The organism is Nonlabens spongiae (assembly GCF_002117125.1).
Taxonomy (GTDB): Bacteria; Bacteroidota; Bacteroidia; order Flavobacteriales; family Flavobacteriaceae; genus Nonlabens; species Nonlabens spongiae.
The window spans coordinates 1,389,831-1,410,436 of sequence record NZ_CP019344.1 but is presented as its reverse complement, the minus strand read 5'-3'; the positions used below and the strand labels follow the sequence as shown (position 1 = coordinate 1,410,436).

Sequence of the window (20,606 nt, the reverse complement as noted above, 5' to 3'; positions counted from 1 at the left end):
TATGAAAAATTTTATCTGGGTGTTTTTTTTGGTTCTCGCTTTCGCGAAAGCGGAAACCCTTACAGCCCAAAACTATAAACAGCACACCGTAACTAGTGGAGAGACACTGGGAACTATTGCTAAAAAGTACAGCATCTCCGAAAAGGAATTGCTGGCACTCAATCCCGATGCAAAATCTGGCGTGAGGGCGGGAGCCTCGTTGCTCATACCGGCTGATGCTAAAGTGTTGACTCAAAAAAGAGTCAAGGAGTATAAAAAGTATAAAGTACGTAGGAAAGAAACGCTTTACAGTATTTCTAAAGAATATGGTATCACCGTTCTGGATATCAAAGAAGCAAACAAGAGACTCTATGCTGAAACATTGAAAAAAGGTGATCGCATTCAAATCCCAGTATTTCATGACGAACCGGAAAATGAACCTATTCTAGGTTTACCGAACGATCTTAATCAAACGGAAGAACAACTTGCCGCTATCGGAAAATACCGGGTAAAGGCGAGCGAAGGCTATTACAGAGTGGCAAAAAAGAACGGCATTACCGTAGAGCAACTCAAAGAGATGAATCCAGATGTGGAGCAGTTGAAGCCAGATATGCTGATCAATGTGCCTAAAAAAGAATTGGATCTGGAGATTTCTGGTTCTAAGACAGAGCAGGCCATCGATTTACTGGCTGATAATATTGATATTTTGGATGAGGTGAGACCCGAACTGGTTGAGTTTGAGGTTCCACATAAAATGGGGATGTATTCTTTAAAGAGAATGTCTGGGATCTCTGAGGACTCACTGATTAGTCTCAACCCTGAATTAAAAGACGGACTCAAGGCAGGGATGGTTCTCAAAATTCCCAACAGTAATCTTATTGATACACTCCAAATTTATGAGGCTAACTACAAAATTGCCAAACTGGTTGATAGTATCACCAGTTACGAGCCTCAACGATTTGCGGTCATGTTGCCACTTTCTCTAGACAAGATAAATGATGAGTTAGATATGGAGGAGCATCTCAAAACAGATGCAACTTCAAGAATTGCTACAGATTTCTTGATAGGTTTGATGATGGCACGAGATAGTGCAATGAGCATAGGGCTACAGGTAACATACGACGTTTATGATACGGAAAGGAGTGAAAGTGCGGTGAGGAGTATCTTGTTAGAAAATAAATTTGAAAACTATACAGGGGTGATAGGTCCATTATTTTCAAAAAATGTGCTGCAGGTGGCAAAAGAATTAAGATCTGACCGTATACCGGTAATATCACCACTCACTAATACAGATGTGGAGCTTTATAGAAACCTAGTTCAAACGCGACCCAGCGATGATCTACTTAAGCTTAGAATGAAGCAGTTCCTAAAAATCTATGCAAAAGGCAAAAACGTCATCATCGTGACCGATAATAAAAAGCCCCAGTTGAGATCTGAATTCAGCGCTTTGTTTCCTGATGCCAAGGTGTTAATTCCTAATGAAAAGAAAAATTACATCTACAAGGTCAACTACCTCAAGGAATTAGATCCGGTTAAAGAAAATATAGTGATCCTTGCGGTTGATCAAGTTGGATTTATAACTGATGCCGTAACAACCTATTCTGCAAAAACAGATACTCACAACATCACGATGTTTGGAATGGATGCTTATGATGACATGGATTTGCCTAACGGTAGATTGGCTAGCCTAAATTACACATTCCCGCAATTTTATAAGGATGCGATAGATGACAATCCTTTTGTTAGAGACTATCGGGAAAAGTATGGTATGCTGCCTAATAAATATGTAGCTAGAGGTTTTGATGTGGGCTTTGATGTGATTTTGAGACAGGCGAGCACCGGTGACTTCTTTGATTCTCTTAAGAAGTATGGCTTAACTAAAATGGTCGAGAGCAAGTTTGATTATAGCAAACAACTTTTCAAAGGTTATTATAATGAAGCAGTCTTTATGCTCCAGTATCAAAAAGATTTAAGCATAAAAGAGATTGAGATTACTCCACTTAAAACGAGATAAATGACGTCTACAGTAGTATATAAAGGTGATTTACGTTGTGAATGTGTTCACAGCCAAAGTTCTGAAACAGCGATTACAGATGCACCAGTCGATAATAATGGCAAGGGAGCTTCATTTTCTCCCACAGACCACGTCGCTACCGCGCTTGCCAGTTGTATGCTTACAGTAATGGGGATCAAAGCACGCGAGATGGATATAGAAATGGAAGATTCTGTAGCTGCTGTAACTAAGGTAATGGCTTCTGATCCGAGGCGTATTTCAGAGATCAAAGTGACGCTCAATATGAACGGGAACGCTGATCAGCGCGCTAGACTTATCTTAGAGAGAGTGGCTCAGACCTGTCCCGTACGCAATAGTCTTCATCCAGAAATTAAGCTAGATATCAATTTCAACTGGTCTTAATGCGAGTAATCTCGGTTCTAATAGTTGCCTTACTTATAAATACAGCAGAACCGAGTATATCATGGACCTATGAAGAACACCCAGTTCTATCTTGGGAAGATTTCAGAGGAGAACCGGCAGGTGCTCTAGATAGAGCGGCGGCAGTTAACTCAGGGATGTCTTATGCAATTCAAACAAGAACTTCTGAAGGAAGAGTTGTTGATTTTAGCGTTGAAGTTGAAAGTGCTTTTTACCCTGAGTTGAGTTGGAAAAGAGATCTCAGGGAGAATAGTAGGTCACTTTTAAAGCACGAGCAGTTGCACTGGGATATCACCCACCTTCATGTATTGAAATTAAGAGCAGCTTTCAGAAGATATAGACCGGTCAAAAATATCAATAAAGAGATAGATTTCATCTTTAGAAAGTTTGAAAAAGATCGGGAAGCCATGCAATCAAGGTACGATCTAGAAACCGGTCACGGCTTAAAGAAAGAAGAGCAACAGCGCTGGGAGATTTACATTGCTGAAGAACTGCTGAAGGTAGAAATGTAAGCGTGATCTAGCATATTACTTAGCTTCAAGAAATTCAGATTTTTATCCCATTATCCGTACTTTTGCAGCTGTTTTTAAAATCATAAAAAGCAGTTTATGGCACACGCAAAATACATTTTTGTTACAGGTGGTGTAACCTCTTCCTTAGGAAAGGGAATAATTGCCGCCTCTCTTGCTAAACTGCTTCAAGCTAGAGGATTGAGTGTCACGATTCAGAAGCTCGATCCTTATATCAATGTTGATCCTGGAACCCTCAACCCTTATGAGCATGGTGAGTGTTACGTAACAGAAGATGGTGCTGAAACTGATCTGGATCTAGGTCATTATGAGCGTTTTTTGAATGTAAATACTTCGCAAGCTAATAACGTAACCACTGGTCGTATCTATCAAAGTGTTATCGATAAGGAACGCCGTGGCGAGTTTTTAGGAAAAACCGTTCAGGTAATTCCCCATATCACAGATGAAATAAAGCGACGCATTCAGATGCTCGGTAAATCTGGTGATTATGATGTGGTGATTACAGAGATAGGTGGTACCGTAGGAGATATTGAGTCGTTACCTTATATAGAAAGTGTGCGACAGTTGCAATGGGAACTGGGTGAAGATAATTCTTTGGTTATTCACTTGACATTGATTCCTTTTTTAAGCGCCGCTGGAGAATTAAAGACTAAGCCCACGCAACACAGTGTCAAAACACTCATGGAGAGTGGGGTACAGGCAGATATTCTGGTGTGTCGTACCGAGCATGAGATCACTGACGAGATACGTACTAAACTAGCACGTTTCTGTAACGTGAAGCAAGAGGCCGTTATTCAATCTATAGACGTTGAGACGATATATGACGTTCCTAACAAGATGTTGCTGGAAGGTCTGGATCGTGTAGTTATCAAGCGCCTTAAAATGGATGTGGACCAGCAACCTAATTTGAAAAGCTGGAATGAATTTGTCCAGCGTCACAAAAACCCAAAAAGCCAAGTCACCATTGGTTTGATAGGTAAATACGTGGAGTTGCAAGATTCTTACAAATCCATACTTGAGGCATTTATTCACGCTGGTGCCGCAAACGAGATCAAGGTGAAAATTGAGTCCATTCACAGCGAGTATCTTGAGCTTGAGAACGTAGAGAAAAAGCTTTCTCATCTAGACGGCTTGCTCGTTGCGCCAGGTTTTGGTGAGCGTGGTATTGAAGGAAAGATCGATGCGGTGCGTTATGCTCGAGAAAACAAACTGCCATTTTTCGGTATTTGTCTCGGTATGCAAATGGCCGTGATTGAATATTCCCGTAACGTTTTGGGAATTAAAGAGTCCAATTCTGTTGAAATGAATGCAGAAACCCCAGATCCGGTGATCTCGCTCATGGAAGATCAGAAGAACATTCTAGATATGGGCGGCACTATGCGTCTGGGCGCTTGGGATTGTGAGTTGCTGGGCGGTAAAGTCAAGGAAATCTATGGTAAGGATTTAATTTCTGAACGTCATCGCCATAGATATGAATATAACAACGAGTATCGCGAGCAACTTGAAAAAGGTGCTCTCAAGACTACGGGTGTCAACCCTAAATCTGGACTGGTGGAAATCGTTGAGATTGAGGATCATCCTTGGTTCATAGGCGTGCAATACCATCCAGAATATAAAAGTACGGTGGCAAATCCACACCCGCTATTCACTTCATTTGTAGCTGCTGCAGCGACTTATAAAGCACAGAAAATAAATAATTAGAAAGAAGCTTTTAGTGTTTACGCTTTCGCGAAAGCGAGATGTTATCAAAGCCATTTAATCAATTACAAATCCCGAAAGGGTAAATTATGGAAGAAAAGAAAACGGACTGGAAAACGATGCTGGGAATGACCCTGATTTTTGGGATTCTCATGTATATGTTCCTGAATAATCAAACCGATGTAGTTCCCGAGGAGGAAGATGTAGTTTCTACTGAAGATATAACGGGTACTGACCCTTTTGAGATAGGTTCTGACAGCACGGCTGTGGTTCCAGATTCACTAAAAGTAGCCAGTAACACTCCAACAGAGGAAGTCCTTGAGTTCAATAACAAACTGGTGGATTTTAAAATCAGTACAAAAGGTGCGCTGATTACCGAGGCATTACTCAAGAATTACAAGACTTACGATAGTTTGCCGGTATACCTCGTACGTGGTAAGGATCACATGCTCAACCTGAAGTTCCAGACTCAGGATGGCCGCATCTTAAATACCAAGAATCTCATTTTTACACCTTCTACTTCTGAGAATGGTGAGAACAAAGTGCTGACCATGCGATACGAGCAAGGCGCAAACCAATATCTGGAGTTCCGTTATGAGCTGCAGCCAGAAGATTATATGATGGATTTCAACATCAGATCTGTAGGGATGGCTCAGGTTTTTGACACCTCTGAAACAGCAGAGCTGCAATGGGATCTGGTGGGGTATAGGAGGTCAAAAAGTATGACCAATGAAAACCGCTACACAGAGATTAAATTTGAATATGACGGTGGTAGCGATGACTATACAGGACAGGGAGAAACCGCAGAAGAAGACGCGACTGATGTGACTTATGTTGCTTACAAAGAGCACTTCTTTTCAAGTATTTTGCTTACAGACACGCCATTCTCAAGTGCGGTAATGAAATCTCGCAATATCGAGTCCATTGATGAGGAGCAAAATGAATTTACCAAGGAATTTAGTACAGTCGCTCAACTTGAGTACAGCGGTGGAGAGCTGGCATATAATATGGACTGGTACTTCGGTCCTACAGATTATGACATTCTAGATGGATACAATCGTAACCTCGATGAGGTGGTTGATCTAGGTTGGGGAATTTTTGGAGTGATTAACGAGTATGCGATCAGGCCGGCTTTCAAGTTCTTGACTGATGATAATTACCTCGGGATTTCTTATGGAATTGGGATTATTTTATTGACGATATTGGTAAGGCTAGTACTTTCACCAGTACTCTATAAAAGTTATTTGACACAGGCGAAAATGAAAATCCTGCGCCCTGAACTGAACAAAATTGCCGAAAAGTACAAGGACAACGCCATGAAAAAGCAGCAAGAAACCATGCGCGTGCAGAGTGAGGCAGGAGCCAGCCCTTTATCGGGTTGCTTGCCGGCCTTATTGCAGATGCCGGTATTCTTTGCGTTGTTCAAGTTTTTCCCAACCGCCTTTGAACTACGACAAAAAAGCTTCTTATGGGCAGACGATCTTTCCAGCTACGATGAGGTTTTTAGTTTACCGTTTACGATTCCGTTCTATGGTGATCACGTGAGCTTGTTCCCGATTTTGGCGTCTATTTCTATATTCTTCTATATGCAAATGACGACTGGTCAGAGTATGCAGGCTACGCAGCAACCGGGTATGCCTAACATGAAGTTCATCATGTACCTGTCTCCGCTTTTCATGCTTGTTTTCTTCAACAACTATGCGAGTGGATTATCACTGTATTACTTTGTATCTAACTTAATCACCATAGGCCTTATGTTAGTTATCAAGTATGTAATCATAGACAAGGATAAGGTTCTTGCTAAAATTGAAAAGGCAAAAGCAAAACCCAAAAAGAAGAAAGGGAAGTTTGCCAGCAAGATGCAACAGATCATGGAGCAGGCACAAGCTGCACAGGAAGAGCAGCAGAAGAGAAAGAAGTAGGTTATGATCACGTAAGGGCAGAATCAATTCTGTCCATACTGTCCTAAATTAAATTATGGGTTTTACCTCCATGAAAATAACTTTGATAAAATTAGATCTTATGTTCATTTTTATGTTGCTACTTCAAGATCCCTATGATGTAGGTTATAAAGTGGGATATGTTTGGTAAGGTGCTACCGATTTTGATTTTGGTTGGCATTTTTCTAGCTATTTACTTTATAATTAAAAAGGTAAGGAAGAAAAAGTGAAATGTTTTACTAGCGTAACTATTAGAAGGTTTGTTCCAGAGAGTTAGCCAATCAAGTGTAGGAATCAGTTCAGAAAACTCTAAGTAAAGGAATAGCCTCAATGAAAATTTAAGTATTGAGTAAGGGCAGAATTAATTCTGCCCTTACTTATATAGAAGAGATACAAACCTATGTTATCCTAAATAGTCCAAAAAAAAACAGGCTCTAAGCCCGTTTTTTTTGTCAATAGATTTGAATTCGATTATTTATCAATGGAACCCATCACTTTCTGGGCAAAAGCATTTGCAGCTTCAACGCTGCTCATACCTTCTTTCATATTTGAGTGCACTTCTAGAGCGCCACAAATATTGGTGATCAGCTCGCCTACCACGTCCATTTCTTCATCAGTTACAGATCTGTGTTCTGTAAAGTGTTCCAAAACTTCAAGTGTAGCTTCAAGCTGCTCTTCTGTAGCTCCTTTTTGAAGGTGTCTAATTACTGGTAACTTCATTTACTAGATCTTTAAGGTTTTCAAATTTGTTAGTTTGTACTTGGTTTACAAAACTTCCATTTTTAAAAGTAGCAAACGTAGGTAGGTTATCTACCGTGGCGAGTTTTCGTGACTCTGGATACTTCTCTGCATCAGCAAAAACAAAAACAGCGTTTTCATTTTCACTGGCAAGCTTTTTAAATTTAGGCTTCATTACGCGGCAATTTCCGCACCAGCTAGCCATATACTGTACTACAACAACCTCGTTTTCTGCAACGATTTCTTGTAGGTTATCTTGATCTAATGTTTTCATAGCTTCGGTTTTATTTGAATTAAAAAAGCAGCGCAGCTATCTTGAAATAGATGTACGCTGCTTTATTAATAGGAGTGTTAATTACTCTTAGTTTTTAGATAGGTACTCAGCCGTTGCTTTACGGTCTGCCTTCATCGCATCCTTCCCTTCTTCCCAGTTTGCGGGACAAACCTCACCGTTTTTCTGTACGTGAGTATAAGCGTCGATCATGCGTAGAAACTCGTTCACATTTCTACCTACTGGCATGTGGTTGATTCCTTCATGGAAAACCGTTCCTTCTTCATCGATCAAATAAGTCGCACGGAAAGTTACATTATCACCAGTAAGGATATGGTCCTCAAGCTCATCGTTGTACTCAACTTCAACATCCAGAATATCTAGGGTTCCAGCTAGATTACGGTTAGTATCTGCAAGAATAGGGTAGGTTACGCCTTCAATTCCTCCATCGTCCTTTGGGGTATTCAACCATGCAAAGTGAACTTCTGGAGTGTCACATGAAGCACCTATCACCATCACGTTTCTTTTTTCAAATTCCTCTAGAGCATCTTGGAACGCATGTAATTCAGTTGGGCATACAAATGTGAAATCTTTTGGATACCAAAAAAGAAGCACTTTCTTATTCTTGTTTTTTGCTTCTTCGAGAACATTCAACTTGAATGTATCTCCCATTTCATTCATTGCATCTACATCTAGATTTGGAAATTGTCTTCCTACTATAGCCATGTTATATCGTTTTTAATTATGCCACAAAAATAAGTCTCGCTTTCGCGAAAGCGGAACAATCTCAATGATCTATTTAGATGCAACTATAAGTTTTGATTATTGAAAAATGAAACATCAATCAATTTAAGTGATTGCCTGGCTCAGTGATCAAAATTGCACAAATATTCTCACCGGCAACGTGGCATTGTGGTTAAGCCACAACCTCAGTTTTTCCTGAATACTTATCCTTCAATTGTCTAATCTTGATATTAAAGGCCGCAAAAACCAAGGTCATAAAAGGAGAGAGCCAGTTGAAGATCGCAAACAAGGCATAATCAGCAACTGAAACTCCTAGAGTTGTACTTTGATAAGCCCCACAGGTGTTCCAAGGTATCAAAACAGAAGTTACGGTACCTGAATCCTCTAGCGTACGGGAAAGGTTTTCTGGAGCGAGACCTTTCTTGCGGTAGGCATCTGCGTACATTTTACCAGGAACTACAAGCGCTAAATACTGATCACTTGCCGTCACATTGATAGCCAGACAGCTGATCACGGTACTGGTAAACAACCCAAAAACCGAATGAAAGATGTTCAACAGTGCTCGACTGATCGCTGCCAATGCGCCTATCGCATCCATCACGCCACCAAAAACCATAGCACATATAATCAACCAGATCGTGCCTAGCATTCCTTCCATACCGCCAGATTCAAAAAGGCCACCTAGTTTTTCGGCAATCGCTGTATTTTCTGTGACTGGGTCGATGGCTACGTCCACCGTGATGGCATTCATGATTCCCTTGTAAGCTGATACTCCGTTCCACTCCTCAAGTCCACTTACGGCAAGAACCAAGTCGGGTTGAAAAATCAAGGCCGCGATTCCAGCTAGTAAAGTTCCCAAGAGCAAAGCGATAAGCGGCGAAACTTTTTTAATGATCATCGCTATTACTAAAATAGGAACTACAAAAAGTAGGGGGCTGGTATTAAATGTCCCATCAATCGCCTCTTGATATTGAGTTACGTCGGCGACACCTTCCCCTCCAGAAACAAAACCTATAATGACAAACACGATAAGAGTTACAACAATGGTCGGGACCGTGGTGTAGCTCATGTACTTTATATGGGTGAACAAATCAGTTCCTGCCATTGCTGGTGCAAGATTAGTAGTATCACTCATAGGACTGAGTTTATCGCCAAAATAAGAACCACTCAATACGGCACCAGCCGTCATTCCAGCATCAATGCCTAACGCTCCGGCGATACCTATAAGGGCAATACCTACGGTCGCACTAGTCGTCCAGCTGCTTCCTGTAGCAACTGATATTACCGCACAAATGATGACGCAAGCTGCCAAGAAGATAGTGGGATTCAGAATATCCAATCCATAATAAATCATAGTGGGAATGATACCGCTTACTAGCCAGGTTCCTGCAAGCGCCCCTACCATTAAAAGGATCAAAATCGCACCCGTTGTAGATTTTATATTTTGAGACACTTCCTCTACCATGGTTTTATAGCTGACTTTATTGAAATAGCCTACAATTCCAGCCACAGCCGCTCCTAGTAGAAGAACAAATTGATTAGAACCACTCAAAGCATCATCGCCATACACACCCAATACATTGAAAGCCAGCATCCCAACTAATGCGATTACAGGAATAAGAGCTTCGCCTATGCTTAGTTTATTGTTCTCAATAATTTTCTCGTCTTCGTTGTTGATGTTTTGGCTTTTCATGGACTTTTAAAGTTGACCGTAATGTTACGATATTGTTAAGGTAGATGCAAGCGATAGAGGGAGCAGTTGTAGATTGTGTTAGTGCTATGTGAATTTCAATTGCGTGCGTTGGTTTTGATTTGCAGTTTCGGTTTTACATGGATTCGATCGTTTGTTTAGAATTCCAAATTTCAAATTCCAAATTCCAAACTTCAAACTCCAAGATTTTGATTCAAGTGAAGGTTGATCATTTCGCTTTCGCGCGGTCCCTGAGCGGAGTCGAAGTGGAAGCGTTAAAACCTTCAATCTCTTACATATCGTTTTTCTAGTGCTTTATCAATATCCAGCCATTTAGCAATAACGACTGCCAGATTGATCAGTGGGCTCAGAGTTTTGAATGCAAGGCTATCCACGTGGGTGTCGCCCCACTTTAATAGCAGCGCCGCATAGAGCGGATTATATGGGATTTGATTTGAAGTAAAAGTTTTACCATCGCTTACGAGACCAAACAGCACTGCCATGAATTTCTCAAATCCAGGCTGACCGGGTTCTAATCTTGCCTGAAAAATAATGGCATGATCGGTCGGGTTGTAGAATCGGTGAAGGTCAACGATTGGGACCTTAAAATCTTCGCCGGGATTCAACAAAAGCTCTCGACCTTTAAAATGAACGCCTAGTTCTCCCTGTTTTGGGAAAAAATGCTCGGTGAAGTGTTTGTGATAATGTATGGGATTGCCACCACCAGGTTGAAGTTCAACTTCGATTAGAGTATAAGCACCATTTGTTTCTTGAGATGTTCTCAAGATGGTTGCTTTCTCCTTAGTAATCGGATTAAGGTAAATACGTTGCACTTTTCAAAAGTATCGTGCGCTCATGTGATTGTTTAATAAGTAAATAATAAATTGTGATCTAAAATTCGGCTGGCTTACAGAACTGCTGACTAACTTTACATTATTAGTTATCGCTTTCGCGAAAGCGAGATATTAACGCAATAGAAATAAAGAACAAAACATAGTAATATGTCTGAACAGATAGAAAGAATCAAGTGTTTAATAATAGGTAGTGGACCAGCAGGTTATACCGCTGCCATCTATGCTGCCCGCGCAGATATGAAGCCTGTAGTATATACAGGTATGGAGCCCGGAGGCCAGTTAACCACAACTACCGAGGTCGATAACTTCCCAGGTTATCCAGAAGGTATCGATGGTCCTAGAATGATGCAAGATCTGCAGAAGCAGGCAGAACGTTTCGGTACTGATGTGCGTATAGGGATGATTACTGAAGTGGAGTTTGCCAAAGAAAAAGGTGGTATTCACAAAGCCACGGTCGATGGAAAAACCAAGATCGAGGCTAATACCGTGATTATCTCAACGGGTGCATCAGCAAAATATCTGGGTCTGCCTAGTGAGCAGCGCCTTAGAGGTGGAGGAGTGAGTGCTTGTGCCGTTTGTGATGGTTTCTTTTATAAGAATCAAGATGTAGCTATTGTAGGAGCCGGTGATACCGCTGCTGAAGAAGCTTCCTACCTCGCAAAAATCTGTAAGAGTGTTACGATGCTCGTGCGTAAAGATTATATGAGAGCTTCAAAGGCTATGCAGCACAGAGTCAACAGCCTCGAGAATATTAAAGTGATGTACAATAGTGAGGTTGATGAAGTTTTGGGCGACCAAGTTGTTGAAGGTTTACGCATTGTAAATAACGAGACTGGCGATACAACTGAAATTGAAATTACTGGACTATTCATCGCGATAGGTCATAAACCCAACACAGATATATTCAAAGGACAGATCGATATGGGAGGTGATGGTTATATCCACACCGAATCTGGTTCTACCAAGACGAATATTCCAGGAGTTTTTGCTAGTGGCGACGTACAAGATAAAATCTATAGACAGGCGATTACCGCTGCTGGGACAGGTTGCATGGCAGCCCTGGATGCAGAACGTTACCTAGCTGACATAGGAGTGGTTGAGGAAATGACTGCTGGTGATTATTACGTTGAATAATCTTAGTTTTATTGGTCTCAGGACAGGGTATAAAACCCTGCAATTTCATTGCAGTACTTTAGTTATGCGAAAAAATCTATACATTGGTCATTATGGGATCAGCACAGAGAAAAGGCTCGCATACTGTAACTCGTCTCACCTGTCATATAGTATGGTCAACGAAATATAGGTATAAGGTTTTGGAGGGCGACATCAAGATTCGCTGTCGTGCTCTCTTGATACAGATCTGTGAATCTGAAAGTGTAGCGATACTGAAGGGTGTGGTCAGCTCAGATCACGTCCATATGCATGTTGAGTACCCGCCAAAGTTGCCAATCAGTATTTTAGTAAAAAACCTTAAGGGTCGGTCATCACGGAAGCTGCAACAGGAGTTTCCAAAATTGAAGAAGCGTTATTGGGGGAACCACTTTTGGGCAACCGGCTACGGAGCATGGAGCAGTGGCAACATAACGGATGAAATGGTCAACAACTATCTGGAACACCACCGCAAGGAGAATGACAACGATAATTCCAACTTCATATTGGAGTAGTCAGAGCAAGGACTTTCAGTCCTGTGTCAAAAACCCCTGCACTTGAGTGCAGGGTGGTTTAGTTTGACAAAAAAAATCCCACTAGAAGTTTTTGCAACTAGCGGGATTTTGATTTGTAAGAAAATACTTTATTTCTTTCTCAAAACAGCTTCTCCTTCAAATTTGGTCAAGATGATATCTGGCTTGTTGAAAACGGATATATCGGCATCTTTGTCTGCTTCTATAGTTAGAGTCTTCTTAGCATTAACTTCAGCCTTAGAATTGTTTCCAGCTACCACGGTAAGCTCCTCATATACTAGGTTCTTAGCTTCGATAAATGCCTTGTCAGTTATCGTGATTTTGCCTCGATCTACATCACCCTCGATGCGAGCATCCACACGATCCCTCAAAAATAGATTAGCCTGTTGGTAAGTGATCAATGCTTTGACATCTGCATTGTCTGTTATTTGAATATTTGCTTTATTACCGGTCAGATTCAATTCTGACTTTGAATCACCAGTAGTATGAAGTTTCAACTGTTGCACCGTTGCGGTGATGTAAGCACTAGCCTTGTCTTGTACTTGTAGATCGAGAATAGGGAAATTTCCTTTTGTTACGGTAGAAACTTCTGCGTCATCCTTGACTATGATCGTATGCAGGTCAGGACTGTAAGTGATCCTAAATTCCATTTTACGCTTGGAACGAATTCTCGCAGTGGAGTTGATGGTGAGTTTACTCCCAATAGAATTGAATTCAATGTGCTCGTGTAGATTGGAATCAGTGATCAATTCTACCTCCGGCTGTGATCCCGGAACAAGTTTTACTTTAAAATCATCATCTACTTCAAGTGTGTTGAATGGTTTAACAATGGTGATTTCTGTAGTAGGTTCTCTATTACCTTTTACTTTCATGTCCTGAGCTGTTGAGCCGCAAGAGGTAAGTAAAAGTACTGCTAGAGTATGAAATATAAATTTCTTCATGGAATTAGATTTTTAGGAAAAATAGAGCATCTTACCTTATTGAGGGTATAAAGAAAACATATAATTTGTTGAATGGTTTAACAAGTAGTTTAAAAAGGTGATGACAATTTAGTTCTCGCTTTCGCGAAAGCGTAAACAGCACAAGCTATCCAGAAATAAAAGAAGCCGTTCCCCTCAACAGAAACGGCTTCAAGATTAAAACAACTCAAATTTTAATCCTACTCAATTTTCTTCTTCGTATTTCCATTGATTTTCATTAAAGTCATTCTGGATGGAATCAGCTTCTTCCTGCAATACTTCATCAATAGGATCTTGGGCTTTGGAAGGTTCTTCAATGTCCTCACAATCCAAACAGATTGCTTCATTCTTTTCCATTATATAGTGGTGGTCCCAGCCATGAGGTATTCTAATCGTATCGTCGTTTAACCAGCTTCTATACCTATCATAAAATTTGCGATTGAGCTTGAAAGTCGTTCCTTCGGGCAAATAAATAACTACTTGTGTTTCTTGCTGGAAGAACCCGTAACCCTTAGGTATGATCACATATTCAGGAGCGGTAAACCTATTTTGTTCCACATTATATTCATAAACTAGCTGTGAGGCGTTTTCTTTTGCCTTCTCATAGGAGCCTCCTCTCGCGCTGTGAGTCAAGACTACTCTGGCTACGCTGTCTTTTGTACTGGCGAGCGCTACTCTAAGATTACGGTTTCTCAAAGCGATGGTACCATTATATTCTACCATGTCGAAATTGTGAGAATTCACGTATACTGCGTTATCCAATTCCTCAAGGGATTGCAAATTCAGTTCAAATAGATTCTCATCAACCTCAAATCGCTCAACATCTGGAATCTTTGCTTCAAAAGCCTGATTAGCAGCAACTCGACCTATAGTTATACTTAAGAAAATAATACTGGCTACCCACAAAATCACAAGAATGATTTTAGCTGGTGTACCAATGGATTTCATATTTCGCACCAGCATTTTCAAGCCTAAAATTGCCAAAACCAAAAGTGGAATGCACGTAGCAAGAATAATCGCAAGAAACAATAGCCAGGTTACGTTTTCCCATGGGATTACAATGTCAAAGAAATGGATCAGGTTCTGCCCATCCACATCAATAAACGCTACAGTGAATAAGCTCACTATGATGGATATCAAACCTATCGTGCTAGCCAAGAAAACTAAAAGCCCAATGATTTTAAAAAGTATCTTGAAAATATTCTTGAAGAACCTTCCCAGCAATCCAAAGAATCTGACTGAGCCTCTTTTTCCCTTTTGACCTACAATGTGGTGACTGGCGCTGGTCTGCTCGTCAGCCACCTGATCAAAATTTCCCTCTGAAGTATTTCCTAAATTAGAGATATTTACCTCTTTACCCATCATTTTGAGGCGTTCAATCTTAGTTACGGCATCTGGGACTAAAATCCATAAAAGGATATAGATGGGTATTAACCAGCCTACGCTAGAGATAAAAAGAAATACCCAAATGAGTCTCACCCATATTGCATCTAGATTAATATAGTGTCCCAGACCTGCACAGACACCTCCTACATAACCATTTGCGGTATCCCGGAAGAGTTGCTTGCCTTGAAATTGACCTCTATTACGGCGTGCTCTAGGCTGCTCTTCAAAGATATCTTCATCCACTTCATAATCTTCAGGTTGTCCCATGATTTCAATCACTTCTTCTACGTGCTGGATGCTGATTACTTGCTGCTCATTCTTTCTTTTTTCTAGAAAGAGTTCAGCAACACGAGATTCTATATCCCTCATAATTTCATCGGCACCCTGAGTTCCTGAAAAGGATTTTTTTACCGAGGCTAGATATTTCTGTAGTCTATTGTAGGCATCTTCATCTATGTGGAAGAACAGCCCTGCTAAATTAATATTAATGGTCTTGTTCATGACTGTGCGTTTTTTGGAGTGGTAACAATATTTACTGCGTTTTTAAGATCTGCCCAGGTCCGGGTAAGTTCTTTCAGAAAAACCCTGCCCGTTTCTGTCAGTCCATAATATTTCCTAGGAGGTCCACTGGTACTCTCTTCCCAGCGATAATTCAGCAAACCAGCATTTTTAAGTCTCGTGAGCAATGGGTAAATAGTACCTTCTACTACGAGCATTTTAGCATCCTTTAGGGTGTCCAGAATTTCGGCTACATATGCATCATCATTATCGAGTATAGAAAGTATGCAATATTCCAGAACGCCCTTTCTCATTTGGGCTTTGGTGTTTTCAATTTTCATATGCTTTCATTTTTAGTTGATTCTTCTTTATAGTAAGAATCTGATTCATCACTAGCGGGTGCGATATCATCATGACTTATGAATCTAATAGTGATAGGGTAGTAGTATTCTTTTCCTTCATTTGCATGAACAGCCGCCTTAATGGTGCAAACGACATCGAGGATAGTTAAGATCAAAATGGCGGTTCCACAAATCAATCCGCTGGCCATAATGGTAGAAAAAATTCCGGCATCCTCGCTGAATAGAAAAGTGCCGTCATCCAGGCTTTCCCAAAATAAAGGGCCACCAGAAATCATGGTTCCCATAATGACACCACCACCTACTAGGGCTAGGATTACGGTGTAAAGCGTAATACTCAATTGAAAATTGATAACTTCTTTACCATTAAAGTCTATAAATTCTGATTTCTTAGAGTTTACAGTCCATAAGATAATGGGTAAAACAAAATTGCCTAAAGGGAAGATCCATTTTCCAAATGACAGTAAGTGTACAAACGTGGCAATGTGCCGATGATTTTTGAGGTCATTATTTTTCATAACAGTAATTTCTATTGCAAATATATATCTAAAAAAAGGTATTATGCAATACAAAGTACTATAATTTGCATTTAATCGAAAATTTGATCTGATCCATAGAGTTTTGTCTATGCATTTGTAATTGGCTATTATATTGCAGAGACGTTACCCCAATTTTAATTTTGAGTAAACTCACTCCCAGAAAAGTCAACGCATTTACCTTTCTAAATCTACCCAGTGCCTGGTGGAGTGGTGTAAGGTGTACCAATATATATGGTGAAAAATGTGAAGTCCAAGTGACGCACAACTGGTTTAATAAAAATCCTTTTAAAAGTTTATACTTTGCAGTCCAATCCATGGCTGCCGAGTTGACAACGGGTGCGTTGATTATGTATTACGTTCAGCGGTATGATATAAGATTATCCATGCTAGTAGTAGAAAATAAGTCTGCTTTTAGTAAAAAGGCAACGGGTAAGATCAAGTTTTCATGCTGTCAAGGACTTGCAATAAAACAAGCTATCAAAACAATGATGGAGACTGAAGAACCTCAAGTCATATGGGTCGACAGTATAGGTCGCAATCAAGTAGGAGAAGAGGTGAGTCGTTTTAGTTTCAAATGGTCTCTAAAATTAAAATCTCCTAAACAAGAAAAGACTCTACTCAGAGCTTCAGCGGCAATTTAAGTGTCATTCCATACTATATTTGCTTTTCAATTTATTTGAATGTTATTCAATTCCATTGAATTTGCGGTTTTTCTTCCAGTTGTATTTGCTGCATTCTGGTTGCTTTCAAAGTCACACATTAGTTTTCAAAACACACTATTGCTTCTAGCCAGCTACGTGTTTTACGGTTGGTGGGACTGGAGATTTCTTTCTTTAATCATATTCAGTTCTTTAGTGGACTATACACTGGGGTTACTCATCCACAAAGAAAAGATTCTAGTAAAAAGAAAGATTTTACTGTTTGTAAGTCTTATTGTCAATCTAGGATTTCTAGGTTTTTTCAAGTACTACAATTTCTTCATAGACAGTTTTGTTGAAGCTTTTACTCTATTTGGTTCTGAGATCAATCCAGATCGCCTAGCTATTATCCTTCCAGTAGGGATAAGCTTTTATACTTTTCAGACGTTAAGTTATACTATAGATATCTACAGGAGGCAATTAGAACCTACCAAGAATGTTCTCGCATTTTTCACATTTGTTAGTTTTTTCCCGCAATTGGTCGCTGGACCTATTGAAAGAGCTTCACATTTGCTGCCTCAATTTCTGACCAAAAGACAATTTGATTATAAAAGGGCAGTTTCAGGAGTTCAGCTAATTGTTTGGGGATTTTTCAAAAAAATGGTAATTGCCGATAATGCTGCAGTGTTGGTCAACGGTATTTTTTCTGATTATGAAAGCCAGACTTCAGCAAGTTTAATTGTTGGAATGTTGTTATTTGCTTTTCAGATTTACGGTGATTTCAGTGGTTATTCTGATATAGCGATAGGTACGGGAAGGCTATTTGGATTTGATTTAATGACTAACTTTAGATTTCCATATTTATCAAAAGGGATTAGCGAATTCTGGAAACGATGGCATATTTCTTTATCCACCTGGTTCCGAGATTACTTGTACATTCCATTAGGAGGTAGCAGAGGCTCTCAAATGGCTGCCTTACGTAATATTTTTATCGTTTTTGTGGTAAGTGGTTTCTGGCATGGCGCTAACTGGACTTTTATCGCATGGGGCTTCATTCACGGATTACTTTACATACCAATGTTTGTTACAAGAAAATCAAAAGAAATTAGTCATCAAGCGAGTAGAACATTTAAAAACTTATCTGGGTTCGCAAGCTGGCTGGCCATATTTACCTTCGTTTGTTTTGCGTGGATCTTTTTCAGGAGTCCATCCATTACTGATGCATGGTCTTATATCACAATGATATTTGATCCAGCTGGTTCTTCAAGCTATTTCACTTCTACCGGTAGGCTTATACTACTTTCTGTAATTTCTTTTACTGCAATTCTTTGCATGATGGCAGTAGAATTTTATTTCAATAAGAAAAATCTTCGTGAAGTTCGTATCAAGCCTAGATATCTACTTCTAGTTGCTTTAGCCATTTGTTTTCTAGGCGCATTTAAAGATCACGCTAGCTTTATATATTTCCAGTTCTGATGAAGAAATTTTTAATAAAGTGTGGTATTTATTTGGTTGCCTTAATTCTTATAAGCAATCTCATTTGTTTTGGTTTAATGTTCTCGTTACGCAACTCTTCATTTTACAAGCCCTACTTCCTAACCTCAAATTTTCAGGAAGGGCAAGTTTTTGATTATGTGATTTTAGGTTCGAGTAGGGGATTAACGACCCTTGATTCCCAGCAAATTGATGAAGAGTTGAACACCTCTGGATTGAATATTTCAATGGATGATACCGACCTCAAAAGTCATCTTTTGATGCTTAAGCATTTTGCTGCTTCAGGGTTTCGTTCTAAAAAGGTCGTTCTAACCCTTGATCAATCAAACTTCATAAAAATCGATTCTACTTTAGGAAATAATGATTACCGTTTTGCAGCTTATGGTTATAAAGATTATGTGCGCACTCATTATGAGAGTTACGAGGAAGGAACTGTAAAGCCCCTTTCAAGATCTGGATACCTGCCCATGCTCAGTTATTCTTATTATAACCTAGAACTTATTGCTCCATCATTGATGGCAGTGGCACAGCCTAAAAAGCGCAATAAATTTGATGGGTTCGGCAACTATTCCTACCCTACGAATAGAAGCATCAAAAAGCAGGAAAAAATTGAAACCGTTTCAGCTAGATTTTCAAATCCTATTCTTGATGCCATTCAAAAGATATGTCAAGAGCAAAACATGGAATTGATCATTTACATCGCTCCCTATGCAGATCGAGAGATTGTGATTGGTGATAATGAATCAAACTTCAAAGTAATTAACCATTCAGGAATACTGTTGAATCAAGAAGAATTATTTTACGATGTTATACACGTAAACAAAATCGGCCGCCAGAAGGCGACCGAATATTTTATTCAAGAATTAAAGCTAAAATAGTACTCTAAGCAGCTTCGTAAAAGTTCTATTGTTCTACAGCCGCAAGCTCAGCGATCTTAACGATAACCTCCGTTGCTTTCATCATACTTTCCACTGGAACATATTCATAAGGTCCATGAAAATTATGACCACCTGCAAAAATGTTCGGGCAAGGCAGTCCCATATAACTCAGCTGTGAACCGTCTGTTCCTCCTCTTATGGGTTTGATAATAGGCGTGATTCCTACTTGTTGCATCGCTTTTTCTGCAAGATCCACGATGTGCATTACTGGCTCCACCTTTTCTTTCATATTGAAATATTGATCTTCTATGTCAATAGTTACAGCCTGTCGATCATATTGCTCATTAAGATCAGCAACCATGCGCTGCATCGCTTCCTTGCGTGCCTCAAAATGTTCCTTGTCATGATCGCGTATGATGTACTTTAAAACACTTTTCTCAACACTTCCCTGCATTTCATATAGATGGAAGAAGCCTTGATAACGCTCAGTATGTTCTGGGGTTTCCAGTCGCGGGAGTGAATCTATAAATTCTTGAGCCACGTACATGCTGTTGATCATCTTGCCTTTGGCATATCCAGGATGCACGATTTTACCGTAAAAAGTAACCATGGCTCCCGCAGCATTAAAGTTTTCATATTCCAGCTCACCTATCTGGCTGCCGTCCATGGTATAGGCCCAGTCTGCGCCAAATTTCTCTACATCAAACTTATGAGCTCCACGACCTATTTCCTCGTCGGGAGTGAAGCCCACTTTGATCGTTCCGTGCTTGATCTCGGGATGATCGATCAGATATTTCATGGCCGTCATGATCTCTGTAATGCCAGCTTTATCATCTGCTGCGAGTAGCGTTGTACCATCAGTGGTGATCAGGGTCTGTCCCACATAATTTTTGAGATCTTCAAAGTAATCTGGAGAGAGCACCAGATCTGATCCTTTTAGAGGTATGTCTCCACCATCATAATTTTCTATAATCTGCGGTTTGATGTCTTTACCCGTGTAATCAGGAGTGGTGTCAAAATGCGAAATAAAACCTATAACAGGCACTTGATGATCTACATTTGATGGTAATGTAGCCATGATGTAAGCATTATCATCTATGGATACATCGCTCATTCCCATATTCTTGAGTTCCTGAAAAAGTTTATTGGCTAGATCCCATTGCTTTTCCGTACTTGGAGTTGTGGAGCTGGCTGGATCACTTTCGGTATCTATTGAAATGTAACTGATAAATCGATCGATGATCTCTTGTTTGTTCATGCGCCTGTTTTAGGGATAAAGATAGGATTTGATCTCG

The 20,606-nt window shown here is 40.0% G+C and carries 20 protein-coding genes; 10 read left to right on the top strand and 10 right to left on the bottom strand.

Translation table 11 applies throughout. The features are described 5' to 3' along the window. Window position 1: 1 nt before the first annotated feature. The 5 genes from BST97_RS06480 (at window position 2) to yidC (ending at window position 6,563) form a co-directional block, all read left to right on the top strand. Entirely contained in the window at window positions 2-1,993 is a 1,992-nt protein-coding gene (locus BST97_RS06480; protein ID WP_085766473.1) for an amino acid ABC transporter substrate-binding protein, read from the top strand. Next, window positions 1,994-2,395 carry an OsmC family protein gene (locus tag BST97_RS06475; protein WP_085766472.1) on the top strand — a complete coding sequence of 134 codons (402 nt, stop codon included), beginning with the start codon at window positions 1,994-1,996 and terminating at the stop codon, window positions 2,393-2,395. It begins immediately after the preceding gene. Next, window positions 2,395-2,925 carry a DUF922 domain-containing protein gene (locus tag BST97_RS06470; RefSeq protein ID WP_085766471.1) on the top strand — a complete coding sequence of 177 codons (531 nt, stop codon included), beginning with the start codon at window positions 2,395-2,397 and terminating at the stop codon, window positions 2,923-2,925. The genes BST97_RS06475 and BST97_RS06470 overlap by 1 nt, the downstream gene beginning before the upstream one ends. 96 nt (window positions 2,926-3,021) lie before the next feature. Then, window positions 3,022-4,644 carry a CTP synthase gene (locus tag BST97_RS06465; protein ID WP_085766470.1) on the top strand — a complete coding sequence of 541 codons (1,623 nt, stop codon included), beginning with the start codon at window positions 3,022-3,024 and terminating at the stop codon, window positions 4,642-4,644. Window positions 4,645-4,730: 86 nt separating this feature from the next. Next, window positions 4,731-6,563, top strand: coding sequence for a membrane protein insertase YidC (gene yidC / locus BST97_RS06460; protein ID WP_085766469.1), 1,833 nt, complete (start codon window positions 4,731-4,733; stop codon window positions 6,561-6,563). A gap of 489 nt (window positions 6,564-7,052) precedes the next feature. On the opposite strand, the gene BST97_RS06455 is transcribed toward yidC, so the two are convergent. The 5 genes from BST97_RS06455 to BST97_RS06435 form a co-directional block, all read right to left on the bottom strand. Next, entirely contained in the window at window positions 7,053-7,301 is a 249-nt protein-coding gene (locus tag BST97_RS06455; RefSeq protein ID WP_085766468.1) for a DUF6952 family protein, read from the bottom strand. Further along, window positions 7,282-7,593: a thioredoxin family protein gene (locus BST97_RS06450; protein ID WP_085766467.1), complete on the bottom strand. Its 312-nt coding sequence runs from the start codon at window positions 7,591-7,593 to the stop codon at window positions 7,282-7,284. The genes BST97_RS06455 and BST97_RS06450 overlap by 20 nt, the downstream gene beginning before the upstream one ends. 87 nt (window positions 7,594-7,680) lie before the next feature. Then, a complete protein-coding gene (locus BST97_RS06445) occupies window positions 7,681-8,316 on the bottom strand; it encodes a peroxiredoxin (protein ID WP_085766466.1) in 636 nt (211 codons plus the stop codon). Between the two features lie 190 nt (window positions 8,317-8,506). Beyond that, the gene (gene nhaC / locus BST97_RS06440) at window positions 8,507-10,027 is read right to left on the bottom strand and encodes a Na+/H+ antiporter NhaC (protein ID WP_085766465.1); all 1,521 of its coding nucleotides are present in this window, start codon (window positions 10,025-10,027) and stop codon (window positions 8,507-8,509) included. A gap of 281 nt (window positions 10,028-10,308) precedes the next feature. Continuing rightward, window positions 10,309-10,857 (bottom strand): cupin domain-containing protein, encoded by a 549-nt coding sequence (locus tag BST97_RS06435; RefSeq protein ID WP_085766464.1) that lies wholly within the window; start codon window positions 10,855-10,857, stop codon window positions 10,309-10,311. A 168-nt stretch (window positions 10,858-11,025) separates the two neighbouring features. Between BST97_RS06435 and trxB the strand changes: the two genes are divergently transcribed. Both trxB and tnpA read left to right on the top strand, forming a co-directional pair. Continuing rightward, window positions 11,026-12,012 carry a thioredoxin-disulfide reductase gene (trxB, locus tag BST97_RS06430; RefSeq protein WP_085766463.1) on the top strand — a complete coding sequence of 329 codons (987 nt, stop codon included), beginning with the start codon at window positions 11,026-11,028 and terminating at the stop codon, window positions 12,010-12,012. A 92-nt stretch (window positions 12,013-12,104) separates the two neighbouring features. Continuing rightward, window positions 12,105-12,542 carry an IS200/IS605 family transposase gene (tnpA, locus tag BST97_RS06425; protein ID WP_085765753.1) on the top strand — a complete coding sequence of 146 codons (438 nt, stop codon included), beginning with the start codon at window positions 12,105-12,107 and terminating at the stop codon, window positions 12,540-12,542. A gap of 128 nt (window positions 12,543-12,670) precedes the next feature. Here tnpA and BST97_RS06420 read toward each other — a convergent pair whose 3' ends face one another. The 4 genes from BST97_RS06420 to BST97_RS06405 all read right to left on the bottom strand — a co-directional run bounded on the left by BST97_RS06420 (window position 12,671) and on the right by BST97_RS06405 (window position 16,280). Beyond that, window positions 12,671-13,501 carry a GIN domain-containing protein gene (locus BST97_RS06420; protein ID WP_085766462.1) on the bottom strand — a complete coding sequence of 277 codons (831 nt, stop codon included), beginning with the start codon at window positions 13,499-13,501 and terminating at the stop codon, window positions 12,671-12,673. 222 nt (window positions 13,502-13,723) lie between these two features. Further along, a complete protein-coding gene (locus BST97_RS06415; RefSeq protein WP_085766461.1) occupies window positions 13,724-15,406 on the bottom strand; it encodes a PspC domain-containing protein in 1,683 nt (560 codons plus the stop codon). Further along, window positions 15,403-15,744 (bottom strand): PadR family transcriptional regulator, encoded by a 342-nt coding sequence (locus BST97_RS06410; RefSeq protein ID WP_085766460.1) that lies wholly within the window; start codon window positions 15,742-15,744, stop codon window positions 15,403-15,405. Before BST97_RS06410 ends, BST97_RS06415 begins: the two co-directional genes overlap by 4 nt. Then, window positions 15,741-16,280 carry a DUF4870 domain-containing protein gene (locus BST97_RS06405; protein ID WP_085766459.1) on the bottom strand — a complete coding sequence of 180 codons (540 nt, stop codon included), beginning with the start codon at window positions 16,278-16,280 and terminating at the stop codon, window positions 15,741-15,743. Before BST97_RS06405 ends, BST97_RS06410 begins: the two co-directional genes overlap by 4 nt. 161 nt (window positions 16,281-16,441) lie before the next feature. Between BST97_RS06405 and BST97_RS06400 the strand changes: the two genes are divergently transcribed. The 3 genes from BST97_RS06400 to BST97_RS06390 are packed head-to-tail and all read left to right on the top strand — an operon-like array spanning window position 16,442 to window position 19,311. Continuing rightward, window positions 16,442-16,942, top strand: coding sequence for a DUF4442 domain-containing protein (locus BST97_RS06400; RefSeq protein ID WP_085766458.1), 501 nt, complete (start codon window positions 16,442-16,444; stop codon window positions 16,940-16,942). A gap of 39 nt (window positions 16,943-16,981) precedes the next feature. Beyond that, window positions 16,982-18,415 (top strand): MBOAT family O-acyltransferase, encoded by a 1,434-nt coding sequence (locus BST97_RS06395; RefSeq protein WP_085766457.1) that lies wholly within the window; start codon window positions 16,982-16,984, stop codon window positions 18,413-18,415. Continuing rightward, entirely contained in the window at window positions 18,415-19,311 is an 897-nt protein-coding gene (locus BST97_RS06390; RefSeq protein ID WP_085766456.1) for a hypothetical protein, read from the top strand. The genes BST97_RS06395 and BST97_RS06390 overlap by 1 nt, the downstream gene beginning before the upstream one ends. A gap of 25 nt (window positions 19,312-19,336) precedes the next feature. Here BST97_RS06390 and pepT read toward each other — a convergent pair whose 3' ends face one another. Continuing rightward, window positions 19,337-20,569, bottom strand: a complete 1,233-nt coding sequence (gene pepT / locus BST97_RS06385) for a peptidase T (protein ID WP_085766455.1) — start codon at window positions 20,567-20,569, stop codon at window positions 19,337-19,339. Window positions 20,570-20,606: the final 37 nt, after the last annotated feature.

Coding starts and splice junctions, on each gene's coding strand:
- yidC (WP_085766469.1), top strand. CDS start 4,731: ATGGAAGAAAAGAAAACGGACTGGAAAACGATGCTGGGAATGACCCTG.
- BST97_RS06405 (WP_085766459.1), bottom strand. CDS start 16,280: ATGAAAAATAATGACCTCAAAAATCATCGGCACATTGCCACGTTTGTA.
- pepT (WP_085766455.1), bottom strand. CDS start 20,569: ATGAACAAACAAGAGATCATCGATCGATTTATCAGTTACATTTCAATA.
- BST97_RS06480 (WP_085766473.1), top strand. CDS start 2: ATGAAAAATTTTATCTGGGTGTTTTTTTTGGTTCTCGCTTTCGCGAAA.
- BST97_RS06450 (WP_085766467.1), bottom strand. CDS start 7,593: ATGAAAACATTAGATCAAGATAACCTACAAGAAATCGTTGCAGAAAAC.
- BST97_RS06470 (WP_085766471.1), top strand. CDS start 2,395: ATGCGAGTAATCTCGGTTCTAATAGTTGCCTTACTTATAAATACAGCA.
- BST97_RS06465 (WP_085766470.1), top strand. CDS start 3,022: ATGGCACACGCAAAATACATTTTTGTTACAGGTGGTGTAACCTCTTCC.
- BST97_RS06445 (WP_085766466.1), bottom strand. CDS start 8,316: ATGGCTATAGTAGGAAGACAATTTCCAAATCTAGATGTAGATGCAATG.
- BST97_RS06410 (WP_085766460.1), bottom strand. CDS start 15,744: ATGAAAATTGAAAACACCAAAGCCCAAATGAGAAAGGGCGTTCTGGAA.
- trxB (WP_085766463.1), top strand. CDS start 11,026: ATGTCTGAACAGATAGAAAGAATCAAGTGTTTAATAATAGGTAGTGGA.
- BST97_RS06395 (WP_085766457.1), top strand. CDS start 16,982: ATGTTATTCAATTCCATTGAATTTGCGGTTTTTCTTCCAGTTGTATTT.
- BST97_RS06455 (WP_085766468.1), bottom strand. CDS start 7,301: ATGAAGTTACCAGTAATTAGACACCTTCAAAAAGGAGCTACAGAAGAG.
- BST97_RS06415 (WP_085766461.1), bottom strand. CDS start 15,406: ATGAACAAGACCATTAATATTAATTTAGCAGGGCTGTTCTTCCACATA.
- BST97_RS06390 (WP_085766456.1), top strand. CDS start 18,415: ATGAAGAAATTTTTAATAAAGTGTGGTATTTATTTGGTTGCCTTAATT.
- tnpA (WP_085765753.1), top strand. CDS start 12,105: ATGGGATCAGCACAGAGAAAAGGCTCGCATACTGTAACTCGTCTCACC.
- BST97_RS06420 (WP_085766462.1), bottom strand. CDS start 13,501: ATGAAGAAATTTATATTTCATACTCTAGCAGTACTTTTACTTACCTCT.
- nhaC (WP_085766465.1), bottom strand. CDS start 10,027: ATGAAAAGCCAAAACATCAACAACGAAGACGAGAAAATTATTGAGAAC.
- BST97_RS06475 (WP_085766472.1), top strand. CDS start 1,994: ATGACGTCTACAGTAGTATATAAAGGTGATTTACGTTGTGAATGTGTT.